Below are 13,384 nucleotides of genomic sequence, written 5' to 3'. Positions count from 1 at the left end.
CAATCTCCCCGCAGTCATGCGCGCGACGGGAACCACCATGTTTTTCCTCCTTCCGCCCCACACCCTATGGTGATGGACACGCAGGTTCCGGCCGGTCCGCACGGGCCAAAGGGTGAACAAGGCATCATCGAGAGTTTCTTTGAGTCCGGACTGTGGACGTCCCGGCTCGTCGTCATTCTCGCCGTCGCGTTCGGCACGTTCTCGGCGATCGTCCTCTTCGTCTCGGGATCGCTCGAGATCCTCAACACGCTCAACCACGCGATCGACCTGTCTACCCTCGAGGTCGAGCACACGAACATCCTGATAGGGATCATCGGGGCAGTGGACTTTTACCTCATCGGCATGGTCCTCCTCATCTTCTCCTTCGGCATCTACGAGCTCTTCATCTCCGAGATCGATGTCGCGAGGAGGGGGCAGGTCTTCCACAACATCCTCGAGATATCGAACCTCGATGACCTGAAGAACAAGATCATCAAGGTCATCATCATGGTCCTCATCGTGAGCTTCTTCCAGCGCGTCCTCGCACTCCAGATGCTGAACGGGACGGACATGCTCTTCATGGCACTCTCCATCGCGGCACTCTGCATCGGGGTGTTCTTCCTCCAGAAGCTCAAGTTCTGACGTGGGGGGGTCCTGCGCGCCGCTGCGGCGGTCAGGGGGCTGCGGCCGGCACGGTCCGCGAAGGCCTGCCCGCAACCCTCCGCCTCGTGGGTGAATCGAGGATAGTCTCCATCCTCTCCACCGAGAGGAGGTCGAGCGAGAGGAGATAGTCGAGCGAAACGGGGGAAAACCCCGTGCACTCGCACGAGACGTTGATCGTGCGTGTCACCCCGTTGATGAACGGGTAGGTGTCCATCCTGTTGTTGTGGGTGTGCCCGTGGATCACCCACCCGTTCCACGAAGCGGGCACCGTCGCGGGATCGTGGACGAGGTAAAAGTCGATCCCGCCGTACGACAGGACGGAGTGGTGGCGCGCCTTCAGGAGGGGGGTATCGTGGTTGCCCCGGATAAACACCTTCCTCCCGTTGAGCGCGCGGATGAAGCGGAGGGGATCCCCCCTCATGCAGAAATCCCCTAGGCAATACACGGTATCGCCCGGCCCCACCACCGCGTTCCACCTGCGCACGAGGTCCCGGTTCATCTCGGAGACCGAACGGTAGGGTCTCCTGCAGTACCCGATGATCCGGGCGTGGTTGAAGTGGAGGTCGGCGACGAGGAATATCCGCCGCTTCTCCCCCCCGAGGGGGGAAAAGAGCGCATGCAGCGCGGGGATGCCGAGGCGCGAGATGGTATCTTTCAGCGTGCCGAACGCCGCACGCATCCCTGCCGCGAGGAGTCCCCCCGCGCCGGACCACCGGGTGGAGGCCCGCGGTTCCATAAGCCCCTGTCCACCCGCGCGAGAATCGCACCCGCCACGCCTCAAGGATCCATCCCCGGGAAAAAGGTCTTTAAGGATTTCAGAGGTCCCTTGCGCACCCGGAATCTATCGCGGCCTGCCGCACTGCCCTCGCGATCGCGCGGGTCACGTCCCTGTCAAGGACCGTAGGCAGGATGTGGTCCTTCTGGGGTTTCTCCACGTAGGCCGCGAGCGCGTGGGCCGCGGCCACCTTCATCTCGTCGGATATCCGCGTCGCGTAGGCATCCAGCGCCCCGCGGAAGACGCCGGGGAACGCGAGGGCATTGTTGATCTGGTTGGGGAAATCGCTCCTGCCGGTCCCCACGACCGCTGCACCCGCCCTCCTCGCCTCCGCGGGCATTATCTCGGGGACGGGGTTTGCCATTGCAAAGACTATCGGGTCGTCGTTCATCCTCCGGACCATCTCTTCCGTCACGATGCCCGGCGCGGAGACACCGATGAAGACATCTGCGCCTTCCATCGCGTCGGCGAGCGTCCCGGTCCTGCCCGCGCGGTTGGTCTCGTCCGCGATGATGAACTTGTACTTGTTCCTGTAGAGCCCCTCGCGGCCCCTGTGGATGATGCCCTGCCTGTCGCAGACCACGATGTCCTTCACGGACCGGCAGACGTCGGGGCTGTACCCTATGCAGCGCAGGAGCCTCGTGATCGCGTACCCCGCGGCACCCGCCCCGCAGACCACGATCCGGAGGTCCTCGAAGGTCTTTCCCGTCACCTTGCAGGCGTTCAGGAGGGCGGCGAGGACGACGATCGCGGTGCCGTGCTGGTCGTCGTGCATGACGGGGATGCCGATGTCCTGGAGTGCGTCCTCCACCTCGAAACAGCGGGGAGCCGCGATGTCCTCGAGATTGATGCCGCCAAAGCAGGGGGCGATGTTCCTCACCTGGTCGACGAAGTCGGTCTCGTACCTCTCGAAGCAGATCGGGAACGCGTCGATCCCCGCGAACTTCTTGAAGAGGATCGCCTTCCCCTCCATCACGGGTATCGCCGCGAGCCCCCCGATGTCCCCAAGGCCGAGTACCGCGGACCCATCGGTCACGATGGCAACCGAGTTCCCCTTGAGGGTGTACTTGTAGGCGAGGTCTCGGTTCCTCGCGATCGCCCTGCACACCTCGGCGACGCCCGGCGTGTACGCGCGGGCGAGGTCGCGGCGGGTCTCGAGCGGGACCTTCGACCGTATCTCGAGCTTCCCCCGGTGCGCAGCGTGGAGTTCCAGCGCCTCCCTGTATATCTCTTCCCGGTCGGGCTCCATGATCGCTCGTGGACGCGTCGCCTCATAAAACCGCCATCCGGGTGAGCGGCGTCCCGCCGGGCCGCGCCTACGCCCGGGTCTCCGGGGCAGAGGTCGCCGGCGCGCTCCCCGCGGGTGCACCCGCACCCCGCGCTTCCCCGCGCGCGTGCTTCCCTGCCTCGTCCACTGCGAAGACGACCTCCTCCCACGCCTTCGCGAGGAGTCCCCGGTAGTACCCCACGTCGAACCGCGCGGCCTTCCAGTCGAGGTCCACTTCCCACGTGCGGGCATCCCTCACCACGAAGCGCACCTCCATCCCGGGGGAGAGATCGATGCCCTCTGCCCGGCAGGCCTCGACGGCCGAGGCCTCCGCGCACGCGCGGCGGTACCTGAGGGTACTTATCCGCCGGGTGACGGCCATCTCGGACGGGTGGGCAGAGGGGAGGGCGTCCGCGGCCTCCCTGTAGAGTGCGCGGAGGGTCTCCCGCAGCGCCGCGACACCGGGAATGGTCGCGGCTCCCCCGAGTACCTCCAGCATCCGGTGCTGCACCCTCCTCACGTAGGGCGGCATGTCTCCCCGCCGGGCCGCGATCCCCCGTGCCTTCATCCTCCCGTCCCCGAGCCTCCCGTAGTACCTGTTGTACGCGCCGGACCCGTCCGCCATGGGGAGGAAGACGATCCAGTCGTACGTGTCCGTGACGGCGTGGAGCCGGGTCTCGCGCTCGATGCGCTCCCGGAGCGCGCCGATGTCACCCCCCCTCACCCAGAGGCAGTCCACGATCCCGTGGAGGACCGAGAATCCCATCCCTTCCGCGATGTCCCGCGCTTGCAAAAGGACCTCCCTCGCCGCCGCCGTGATCGCCTCGTGGACCTCGATCTGCCCGAACTTCGCGTTCCGGTAACCGGTGTACCCGAAGCACGTGACGAGCATCCACTTGAGCACGGCATCGTGGCCCGCGTACCCCGGGTCGGCCGCCTTCAGCTCCTTCGTCCTGCGGCGGAGGGAGAGGAGGGGTTCCAGCACCTCGGGGAGGAAACCCTTCTTCCCCGGGGTATCAATGGTCTCGGGGGAGAGGTTGTCCCTCACGATGAGGGAGGGGTACAGCGAGGTGAAATCAATCCCGTGGACGAGGGGGTAGATCCCGGGGACAGGCTGGAAGATCATCCCTCCTCGGTCTGCCGCGCGGAGCGCCGGGAGACGCCGCGCGCACTCTGCGTCCGCCTTCCTCCACGGGACCGCGATCCCCCTCCTCTTCGCCTCGTACACCTCGTAGGAGGAGATGAGCGTCCCCGGCGAGAAGCGCGCGACGAGGTTGGGGGGGAGACATGAGAGCCGCGACCCGAGGAGGATGCCGGCAAGGCCCCCCTCCCTGTAGTGGAAGCTCCCCGCGGTGTCCACGAGCAGCCGGCCGTCGGGGATCAGGGCCCCCGCGCGGAACTCCGTCCTCCCGTAGCTCCAGTACGACTTGCCCGGCAGCCTGCGGAACTTCCCGGAGCGGGAGAGGGCGGTATCGATCCCGAGGGAACGGGCCCGCGCGACCATCCTCGGCACCCAGAGGTCGGCGTGGGGGAAGAGGACGACGTCCGGGTCGGCGGACGAGAGGATCCCCGAGAGGTCCGAGAGAATCGTCCCCTCGTCCCCGCCGAGCCTCTCCCGCCTCCCGTCGACGGTGACCTCGAGGGGCGGGAGCGTGTCGCGGCGGAACGGGTTTCCATCAGCCGATATCTCCACGGTCGAGAGATCGGGGGAGATATCGGGAGAGAACCGCGACTCCCCCTCGCCGCCGCAGGGGGAGATGCCTGCCTCTGCCATGAGGAGGAGGTCGGGGCGGACGTCGGCATCGTAGATCTCTGCAGCGTAGTGCGTCTGTTCCTCGATCCGGGCCGCCACGTCCTTCCCCGCCATGACGCGGTACCCCGGGAAAACCCCGCGTATCGTCCGGATCTCGCACTCCTCCACGCGGTACCGGCTCTCGAGGTCGGCGAGGAGGTCGCAGAACCAGTGGGAATCGGGGAGGCGGAGGAGGAAGGAGGGGGGCGCGGGCTGGACGAGGTGCCTGCCTCCACGCCCCTTCTCCCAGAACTCGACCATCCCGCCGCGGGTGCACGAGTCAAGGATCCACACGGCACCTCCCCCCCTCCCCGCTCCTCCCGAGCTCGACGAGGAAGGAGAAGATCGCGGCCTCGAGGGGGTCGTCGAACGCGTAGAAACACTCGCTCGCGTGTACCCTCGCCATCCGGACAGCGCGCAGGGCGCACTCCCTGTCGCGGCCGGGAAGGGTGCGCGCGGTCCTCTCCCACCGGTCCGTGAGCACCGTCACTCCCTGCCGGACGCTCGCAAAGCTCCTCCCCATCTCACACCCCCTCCAGCGTCTGCTGCCCGCGCGGGAGTCCGCCCGGGAACCTGACCTTCCCCCGTCCCCTCGCGCGCGGAGCGGGCGATCCTGCCGTGGGACTCGCGAGGTAGAAGACGCGGTCGGCGAGCCCTGCCATCGTCTCGAATGCGGGATCGGGGAACGGGGTGTACAGGACGACGAGCGCCCCCTGTCCGAGCTGCCGGAGATCCTCTCCCACCTGGTACGCGAGGTCCCCGCCGGCATCCTCGTACAGGGTGGGATCGTGCTCCACGAAGACGACCGTGTGGTACGACTCCCGCAGGATCTGGAGGAGCTGGAACGCGGTGAACGCGCGCCTCACCTCGATGCTGACCGCCCTCCTGTCCATCCCCGAGAGGAGGCGCGAGTAGTTCCCGCTCACGAAGAGGAAGAGGAAGCGCGAGAGGACCGGGTTGCCGTTCAGGCCGGCGAGGATCACCTCCTCGGGCGCGACGACCGCCGAGAAGGTCCCGCTCCGCAGGGTCACCGAGGGGTGCAGCGCAAGCTCCATGCCACCTCCCCTCGCACGCACACCCCCATAAGGGTGGGGAGCACGCGGTGTGAAAGTGGGATCGGTGCCCACCCGCCGGGTGCACGGGGAGAGAATTGCGCGGACTTTTTTTCGATCGGGGCTCTCCAGGTGGCGATCGTGCCCTGCGCGGTGCCGCGGGAAATGGAACGGCGGCAAGGGAAACCGCGGCAGCCGCGCGCTGCCACGAACACCCCCCCACCGTGACTAACTTTTTATACAATAATGCATATTAATATGCATTATTACACGTAATAATTCATTCTTACTGGTGAGAGAACAATGGAGTGCGAATCGACCGTTGACAGGATCGCGGGAAGATCCGGGATGAATTCCCGGCCACCCTCCCCGTGCTGCTGCCCCTGCACGAAACTGCAGACCCACCGCCCGGGACGGGGACATCTCCCGGGTTCCCCGGAACAAGCGCGCGGATTCCTCCCTCGTCCTCTGGGGAGCTGATGCAGCGATGAAGTCGAGAGACATCGCAATCGTCGGCATACTCCTCGCGGTGGGCGCCATCCTGCGCTACTTCCTCGCGATGCTCCACACGCCCCTGACGCCCAACATGATCATCGCCTTCTACTGCCTCGGGATCATCCTCGTGCGCCCGCGCGTGGGGGAAGCCCTCGGGATCGGGATCGTCGCCGGCCTGCTCTCGATGCTCATCTCGAGCTCGATATTCCCCCCGGCCAACCTCGTCAGCGAGCCGGTGGGGGCGCTGGTCTGCTTCGGCCTGTACCGCCTCCTCGGGGAGAGGACGGGATCGCCCGCGGCAACGACATTCGTCTCGACCCTCGCGAGCGGTTTCACCTTCGCCGCGGTCGCGCTGGTCGCGGTGGCCCCGAAGATCCTCGCCAAGTACTCGACGGTCTTCGGGTTCGTCCTCGTCTTCGTGCCCATCGTGGTTGTCACCGCGGTATTCAACGCTCTCGTCGTCCAGATCCTCTTCTATCCTGCACGGAGGGTCCTCTCGAGGGTGTAGGGGATGATCGCGCTCGAGAACGTGAGGTACAGGTACCCGGCGGGCACGAGGGACGCTCTCTCCGGCATCACGCTCTTTGTCCGGCCCGGCGAGTGCACCATGGTCACGGGTCCCTCCGGAGCAGGGAAGACGACGCTCTGCATGGCAGCATCCGGCATCCTCGAGCACGAGTACGGGGGAGAGAAGGGGGGACGCGTGGTCATCTGCGGGAGGGACGCGGGGGAGTACGGCGGACTCCCCGACATCGCGTCCCGCGTCAGCCTCGTCTTCGACGACCCCGAGGCACAGCTGATATTCTCCACCGTGGAGGAGGAGGTCCTCTCCGCGCTCGAGCGCCGTGGGCTCTCGCCGTCTGAGGTCGAGGAGAGGCTCGCCTCGATCCTCGAGGTCACGGGGCTTTCCGCCCTGAAGGACAGGGCCCCGCACGCACTCTCCGGGGGACAGCGACAGAGGGTCGCCCTCGCCGCGGCACTCGCGCCGGGTACAGACGTCATCATCCTCGACGAGCCGACGGCGGAACTCGACGTCGGGGGGACCGCGGGGATCGCCTCCCTCCTCCGGGACCTGAAGGCAGGGGGGAAGACAATCCTGCTCGCCGAGCACAAATTCCTGCCCTTCGACGGTATAGTCGACCGCCTCGTGGTGTTGGGGGACGGTGCGATCCTCGCGGACGGGTCGCCCTCCGAGCTGTTCAGGGACGGCTCCGTCTCCCGCATCGTCGCCCCCGATTTCTCCGACCTGCGCGGGAAGTTCCCGTCCCGTGCACGGGGAGAGGGGGGGCCGGTCGTCTCGGTGCGCGACCTCGAGTACGCGTACGGTGATATCCCGGCCCTCTGTGGCATCACCCTCGACATCTACCCGGGAGAGCTCGTCGCCATCGTGGGGGAGAACGGTTCGGGGAAGACGACGCTGGTCAAGCACTTCGTCGGGCTCCTGCGCCCCGCGCGGGGCACCGTGGTCGTCGACGGGAAGGACGCGAGCAGAGCCCCGGTCCACGAGCTCGCGCGGTCAGTGGGACTGGTATTCCAGAATCCCGACCACATGTTCTTCGCCGACACCGTGGCCGGGGAGATCATGTTCGGGATCAAGAACCTCGGTATCCCGGAGCCGGAGAGGGTCCTAGGGGAGGTTCTCTCGAGGTGCAGGCTCTCGGGCGCAAGGGACCTCTACCCGCGGTGGCTCTCCCGCGGCGAGAGGCAGCGGCTCGCGATCGCCTGCGTGCTTGCCATGCAACCCCGCGTCCTCGTGCTCGACGAGCCGACGACGGGGCTCGACGGGAACGAGGCACGGGAGATCATGGAGATACTCCTCTCCCTCCGCGCGGAGGGGCGGGCGGTCGTGGTGGTGACCCACGACCACCGGATGGCCGGGCAGTGCGCCGACAGGATCGTGAGGATGGAGGGGGGCAAGATCGTCTCGGATACCCGCACGGCAGGGTGATCGCGCGTGGGCGAGATCCTGAGCTACATCCACGGGAACGGCATTTTCCACCGGATGCACCCCGCCGCGAAGGGCCTGATCGTCCTTGCCCTCGGCGTCATGGCCATCCTCTCCGTCTCCGTCCCGTTCCTCCTCCTGTTGCTGGGGGCGGTCGTCTCCCTCGCGTTCGTGGGAGGGATACTCCGGGAGATCCTGGACCAGCTGAAGCTGATCCTCGCGATGGGCGCGGTCTTCATCCTCGTCACCCTCGTCACCATGCCGGGGGGAGATACCCTCTTTTCCCTCCCGGGAGGGCTCCTCCCTGTCACGACGGGGGCACTCGACGCGGGGGTCGTCCTCACGCTCCGGTTTGCCATCCTCATCATGTCCTTCCAGATATTCGTGGCCACGACGCAGCCGAGGGACCTCGTCAACGCGCTGGAGAGGGCGGGGGTCCCCGTGGATTACACCCTGATGTTCCTGATCGCCCTCCGGTTCATCCCCACCCTGCAGGCCGAGGCGAGGAGGATCCACGAGGCACAGCTCGCGAGGGGCTACTCTCCCGGGAAGGGGCCCGTGGGGAAGGTGAGGAGCATCGCTCCCGTGCTCGTCCCCCTCGTCTCGAATGCCCTCGGCCGGGCACACACGCTCGGGCTCACGATCGACATGCGCGGGTACCGCACGCGGGCGAGGACACCGGTCAGGGAGGTGAGATTCGCGCGCCCCGACTGGATAACCAGCGGGATAGCGGGGGTCACCCTCGCAGTCTACATCCTCTCCCTCGCGTGCCCGCACGGGGGAGGGTGACCGGGCGAAGCGGGCCGGCAGGTGACCTCCCCCACTACTTTTTTGGGCCATGCCGGTCACCATTCGTCCATGCCGACGTGCAGCGACTGCATGCTCTACGTCCCCGGGAAGGGCGGTCGCGGGGGGGAATGCCGGATCAACGGCCCCGCGCCTCCCGACAGGGACGCGGAGAGGTGCCCCTCCCGCACATTCCGCCCGAAATAGCCGCGGGAGATTGGCAGTCGGGGCGTGGTCAGGGGAGTCCCTCGCCGGGACCCCCTCCCCGGGAGAGGACGAGGACGGAGAGCGTCTCCCCCTCCATCCGGTACCTCGAGAAGACGGTGCACGAGAACCCGTGCTCCCTGATGGTCTCCTTCAGTTTCGGGACGTCCACGAGGGACGAGACGAGGAGGAGGATTCGCCCGCCGGGTGCGAGGACCCGTCCGGCCTGCGCGATGAACCTCGAGATCACGCGAAGGCCGTCCTCCCCGCCGTCGAGGGCATAATCGAGCCAGTCCCCCGTCCGCTCCCCTCCACGCGTGGGGAGGTACGGGGGGTTGAAGATGACGGTATCGAAGGGCCCCCTGATCCCGGAGAGGAGGTCGGCCCGCACCACCTCGATTCCCGCCTCCCGCGACTGCCGCAGCGCGTGGGGATTGATGTCGGTCCCCACGACGTTCGCCCGGGAGAGCAACCCGGTCGAGATGAATCCGCTCCCGCACCCTACCTCGAGGACGCGTTCCCCGGGGGAGACGAGGGCGAGGGCAGCCCCGAGGAGGAGGAACGTGTCGTCGTCCGGGGGGTAAACCTTCCAGTCCCTCACGCCTTCCCCATGTTCGCGATCGTCGCGAAATCCTCTAGGTAGAGCTCCTCGGGCCTCGCGGAGAGGATCTCCTCGGGGAGGTTCGCGAGGAGGTGGTCGACGAAGTCCTTCTCGAGCATGGATCCCGCGCTGCGAAGAGAGTTCCGAACGGTCTTGCGCCTGTGGGAGAAGAGGGCCTTTACCACCCGCGCGTAGAGGGCCTCGTCCCTGATGGGGAAGAGCGGTCCCCGGGGGACGACGTGGACGACCGTCGACCTGACCTTCGGCCGCGGGGAGAATGCCTGGGGAGGGAGGTCAAAGACCCTCCGCGCCGCGCAGTACGTCTGGACCATCACCGAGAGCCTCCCGCACCCCGGCGTCCCTGCAGGGGCGAGCATCCTTTCTGCAAACTCGCTCTGGTACATCAGGACCGCTTCCTCGAACCCGAGCTCGAGGAGGCGGAACGTGATCCTCGAGGAGGCCGAGTAGGGGAGGTTCGAGACGACGACGTCGAATGCGGGCAGGGGGCACGTGACTGCATTCCCGCGCACGACGACGAGCCTCCCCTCCGCGACCTCGCTCGCAAACCTCTCCGCGAGTCCCTCCGCGAGGTGCGGGTCGATCTCCACGGCGACGACCGTCGCCCCCCGCCCTAGGAGGGCCGCGGTGAGTTCCCCGTGCCCGGGCCCTATCTCGAGGACACGCCTGCCTCCGACCCTGATGATCCCCGCGATGCGCTCGATTGCCTTCTTGTCCACGAGGAAGTGCTGGTCAAACGGGGCGCTCATCGGGACGTGAAAAGGTGGTACTTCACGGACGGATCCTGCAATTCTTCCAGCACGCGCGCGATGATCATCTTCTCGGGGTGGGGAATGGACTTTATCCGCTGGCTGATCTCGGCGAAGCTCTCGAAGGGTTTCTTCTCCCTCTCCTCGAGGATCTCCCACATGAGCTTCTTCCCTATCCCGGGGAGGAGATGGAGCATGTGGAGCTTTGGGCTGAGGGAGATGGACTTGTTGAAGAACTGGACGAACTCGCTCTCCTTCTCCTTGACAATCCGTTCCACCGCGTAGGGGAGCTCGAGCTTTGCCGTCTGGGTGAGATCCTCGTAGCTGATGCGGCGCTTCACACGCTCGATCTTGTCCCGCTCGCCGTCCCCGATGTACACGTTCTCGTGGATCTGGATGTCGGTCGTCTTCGGGACGAGCTCCAGCAGCTTGAACTGGGCGACGCCCACGGCCTGCACGAGGGGTTCCCGCTTGAAAACCGGTCTTGGGTCATCAGGGTGGCCCTTCAGAAGGACATCCAGCACTATCGCGTTGACCTCTTTCTTCTCCGTCTTCATCGGGCCACCTTCAGAGATGGGCTTTCACCAACTCGATGATGGTGTCCAGTTCCTCGGGCTGGAGGGTGAATTTCTCTTTCGCGTAGATTGCCCTCAGTTCGTCCCGCGTCCGCGGCATGATATTTGCGATCCGGAACGCGATGTCTGGTTTCATCTTCTCGAGTTTCTGCAGTTCGGCCACCAGAAGACGGGATTTCTCGCTCGTTGTCTTGGAGAGGAGGTTGGCATGTTCAATGCTCCTGCGCAGCTCGTATGACATCTCCCTGCCCGCCTCAATCCGCTCCGCCTCCACCTTGTGGAGGATCTCGCGGAGTTCGGGGAGGGTGATCCTCTCCTCCCGGATAATCGCCTTGACCTTCATGCCACGCCTCCTCCCCTCTCGGGGCCTCGCTCTTCTGGATTGTTCACCTTTGAGCTTTTAGATGTTGTGGTCTCGCGATGAGGATCTTCTCCTTGCCGCCGTCGCGAATGGAGAGGAGCCATGCCCTGCCCCTCTGGCCAATGACGGTCCCCGTCATCCCGTGGAACCTCCGGTGGGGCATCCCCTTCTGGACGCTCGGCTCGATGACCACGTGAACCTTCTGCCCGATCTCGAACTGCTGGATGAGGGACGTCACCGGGACGATTCCCCGCCTGCGGATCTCTTTCTTGAACTTGTACCGAGTCTTCTTGCGCGGTCCGTTGTGATGTGCCATGTCCTCACTCACCTTCCTCGTGACCCTGGACCTCTATCACGTCGAGCTGGCATACCCTGGCTGGTCTCCCCAGGACGGCGGAGAAGCTCGGGGATGTACGTCCCTGGTCACCGGAGATGAGCTCTTTCACGTAGAGTCCCGCCTCCCCGGTGACCTCCAGGATCACCCTGCCATCCTCTTTCCCCAGTTCACGGATATCGATGACCCGTCTCTCCCGCACGCGGTCTGCACGGCGGTGTGCGACCCGCAGCGGGGTGCGCTGGTTCACTTTCGCCCCTTTCAGGGCTCTGATCGCGGATTCAAGCTCGTCCTGAGTGTACGGGCCCTCTATCTCGACGAGGATCCTGTATTTTTTATACCCCTTGGCCAATTTAATGATTTCCACGTCTTCCCTCGTCCCGTACCGCTCGAGGGTCACGGTCACCCTGCCCCCCGCCTCCCTGTTGATCTCCTCCTCGAGGAGCCCGAGGTCCACGGTGCGGACCCTCGGGGACACAATCTCCATCACGAACGGCCTGCCCGTCCCTACCATGAGGGCATCGATGTCCTCGCGTCCCGCCCCGTGGAGGATCGCGTTCTCTGCGGAAAAAAGGCGGATCGCCGGCCTCCCGATGATCTCCTCGACCGAGTCCGGGTACTGCTTCCCGGTCTGCCCGCACCTCTCGCACCCCGCACCCCGGCACGCCCTGCAGTACCAGTGCGTCTGGGGAATCCCCCTCTCGAGCTTGCGGTACCGCCCGCAGAAGAAGACGGGGTTTATCTGGACCTCGACCCTGTCTGCCGGGATGTCGAGGATCGCGACGACCTCGGGGTGCGCAGGGTCTGCCGTCTTTCCCGTGAGCCTCGCGACGTGCTTGCCCACCTCCCTGTTCATCTCCGACTTGAAGGGCTCGGCGTGGGTGAGGCCAAGGTCGCTCCACACTATCTCCTCGCTCTCCGCGACGAGGGGCGGGACCCTCGTCCCGATCGCGAATCTCGTGAACTCCACGCCTGAGAGGGCGTCGCACACCCTCCCTGCCCACTCGGGGACGCGGTCGAGGAGTCCGCCGCACACGAAGCACCCTCCCCGCGGGACGACGGGCCTGTTCTCCTGCAGGGCAACCGCGACCCGGAGGGCGCGCCCCCTCTCCTCGTTCGTGAGGCCGTGGGAGAGCTTCCCAAAGAACCGCCCGAGGCACCTGTCGCAGATCTCCCCGTACGAGAGGATGCGCAGGGCGAGCCCCGTCACGTCCATCCTGCCCGCCTCCTGTCGAGCTCGTTATGGAGGACGACGATGGCGTGGTCGGCGTGGAGCGTGGCCGGCCCCACCGAGTACCGCTCCCTCCCCGCGATGAGTTCCACCTCGTCGGGCGTGAAATCGAGGTGGTCGCTTAGGAGGAAATTTTCGGGGAGCGCGCGGCACGCCCTGATGTCCGCGCCCGATTCGTCGAGCACCGCGAAGGGGAACATGGCGAGGAGGTCCGGAAGACCACCCTTCCTCACCTCCACCCCCGGCGTCGACTTGCGGAACTCCGACCCTGCGGGGATGGCGAGCGCCTTTTTTATCAGGGACCCGGCACTCCTCTCGTCCGGGTTGAGCGAGCGCAGGTGCGCGCCCGAGAACCGGACGATCTTCTCGGGCCCCGGAGGGCCGCGGAGGACGAGGTAGCACTCGACGTCCCTCCTCATCCCGTGGGAGAGGAAGAGGGAGGCGTTGACGCACCTGCAGAGGACGTCCATCCGCCCTGCACCTCCTGGCATGTCCGAGAGCGAGAAGTCACCGGCGGTCCGGGCGGTGTGCCCGATGACAGCGATGCGGATCATGGG

Annotated in this window: 17 protein-coding genes; 5 read left to right on the top strand and 12 right to left on the bottom strand. The window is 66.1% G+C overall.

Features of this window, described 5'->3' with window-relative positions:
* The first annotated feature begins 72 nt into the window (after window positions 1–72).
* Window positions 73–621, top strand: a complete 549-nt coding sequence (locus tag QFX32_01635; GenBank protein MDI9632742.1) for a YqhA family protein — start codon at window positions 73–75, stop codon at window positions 619–621.
* 31 nt (window positions 622–652) lie between these two features.
* On the opposite strand, the gene QFX32_01630 is transcribed toward QFX32_01635, so the two are convergent.
* The 5 genes from QFX32_01630 to QFX32_01610 form a co-directional block, all read right to left on the bottom strand.
* A complete protein-coding gene (locus QFX32_01630; protein ID MDI9632741.1) occupies window positions 653–1,378 on the bottom strand; it encodes a metallophosphoesterase family protein in 726 nt (241 codons plus the stop codon).
* 79 nt (window positions 1,379–1,457) lie between these two features.
* Window positions 1,458–2,666 (bottom strand): NADP-dependent malic enzyme, encoded by a 1,209-nt coding sequence (locus QFX32_01625; protein MDI9632740.1) that lies wholly within the window; start codon window positions 2,664–2,666, stop codon window positions 1,458–1,460.
* Window positions 2,667–2,733: 67 nt separating this feature from the next.
* Complete coding sequence (locus tag QFX32_01620) at window positions 2,734–4,770, bottom strand: type B DNA-directed DNA polymerase (protein MDI9632739.1); 2,037 nt, start codon at window positions 4,768–4,770, stop codon at window positions 2,734–2,736.
* Complete coding sequence (locus QFX32_01615) at window positions 4,757–4,999, bottom strand: hypothetical protein (protein ID MDI9632738.1); 243 nt, start codon at window positions 4,997–4,999, stop codon at window positions 4,757–4,759. The genes QFX32_01620 and QFX32_01615 overlap by 14 nt, the downstream gene beginning before the upstream one ends.
* Before the next feature lies 1 nt (window position 5,000).
* Entirely contained in the window at window positions 5,001–5,531 is a 531-nt protein-coding gene (locus QFX32_01610) for a hypothetical protein (GenBank protein MDI9632737.1), read from the bottom strand.
* A gap of 484 nt (window positions 5,532–6,015) precedes the next feature.
* Between QFX32_01610 and QFX32_01605 the strand changes: the two genes are divergently transcribed.
* The 4 genes from QFX32_01605 (at window position 6,016) to QFX32_01590 (ending at window position 8,961) form a co-directional block, all read left to right on the top strand.
* Window positions 6,016–6,531 carry a hypothetical protein gene (locus QFX32_01605; protein ID MDI9632736.1) on the top strand — a complete coding sequence of 172 codons (516 nt, stop codon included), beginning with the start codon at window positions 6,016–6,018 and terminating at the stop codon, window positions 6,529–6,531.
* A 3-nt stretch (window positions 6,532–6,534) separates the two neighbouring features.
* A complete protein-coding gene (locus QFX32_01600; GenBank protein ID MDI9632735.1) occupies window positions 6,535–7,971 on the top strand; it encodes an ATP-binding cassette domain-containing protein in 1,437 nt (478 codons plus the stop codon).
* Between the two features lie 6 nt (window positions 7,972–7,977).
* Entirely contained in the window at window positions 7,978–8,757 is a 780-nt protein-coding gene (locus tag QFX32_01595) for an energy-coupling factor transporter transmembrane component T (protein ID MDI9632734.1), read from the top strand.
* Between the two features lie 69 nt (window positions 8,758–8,826).
* Complete coding sequence (locus QFX32_01590; GenBank protein ID MDI9632733.1) at window positions 8,827–8,961, top strand: hypothetical protein; 135 nt, start codon at window positions 8,827–8,829, stop codon at window positions 8,959–8,961.
* Between the two features lie 28 nt (window positions 8,962–8,989).
* Here QFX32_01590 and QFX32_01585 read toward each other — a convergent pair whose 3' ends face one another.
* From QFX32_01585 to trmY, 7 genes are read right to left on the bottom strand one after another with little or no spacing between them, the layout of a single operon-like run.
* On the bottom strand, window positions 8,990–9,559 hold the full coding sequence (locus QFX32_01585) for a methyltransferase (protein ID MDI9632732.1): 570 nt from the start codon (window positions 9,557–9,559) through the stop codon (window positions 8,990–8,992).
* On the bottom strand, window positions 9,556–10,326 hold the full coding sequence (gene rsmA / locus QFX32_01580; protein ID MDI9632731.1) for a 16S rRNA (adenine(1518)-N(6)/adenine(1519)-N(6))-dimethyltransferase RsmA: 771 nt from the start codon (window positions 10,324–10,326) through the stop codon (window positions 9,556–9,558). The genes QFX32_01585 and rsmA overlap by 4 nt, the downstream gene beginning before the upstream one ends.
* Entirely contained in the window at window positions 10,323–10,883 is a 561-nt protein-coding gene (locus tag QFX32_01575; protein ID MDI9632730.1) for a DUF655 domain-containing protein, read from the bottom strand. Before QFX32_01575 ends, rsmA begins: the two co-directional genes overlap by 4 nt.
* Window positions 10,884–10,893: 10 nt before the next feature.
* Window positions 10,894–11,244, bottom strand: coding sequence for an RNA polymerase Rpb4 family protein (locus tag QFX32_01570; protein MDI9632729.1), 351 nt, complete (start codon window positions 11,242–11,244; stop codon window positions 10,894–10,896).
* A gap of 43 nt (window positions 11,245–11,287) precedes the next feature.
* Window positions 11,288–11,578 (bottom strand): 50S ribosomal protein L21e, encoded by a 291-nt coding sequence (locus QFX32_01565; GenBank protein ID MDI9632728.1) that lies wholly within the window; start codon window positions 11,576–11,578, stop codon window positions 11,288–11,290.
* A gap of 4 nt (window positions 11,579–11,582) precedes the next feature.
* Entirely contained in the window at window positions 11,583–12,812 is a 1,230-nt protein-coding gene (locus QFX32_01560) for a tRNA pseudouridine(54/55) synthase Pus10 (protein MDI9632727.1), read from the bottom strand.
* A complete protein-coding gene (gene trmY / locus QFX32_01555; protein ID MDI9632726.1) occupies window positions 12,803–13,381 on the bottom strand; it encodes a tRNA (pseudouridine(54)-N(1))-methyltransferase TrmY in 579 nt (192 codons plus the stop codon). The genes QFX32_01560 and trmY overlap by 10 nt, the downstream gene beginning before the upstream one ends.
* Window positions 13,382–13,384 lie beyond the last annotated feature (3 nt).

The sequence above is a fragment of the Methanolinea sp. genome (assembly GCA_030055515.1).
GTDB lineage: Archaea > Halobacteriota > Methanomicrobia > Methanomicrobiales > Methanospirillaceae > Methanolinea_A.
This window is presented reverse-complemented; position numbering and strand designations above follow the sequence as displayed.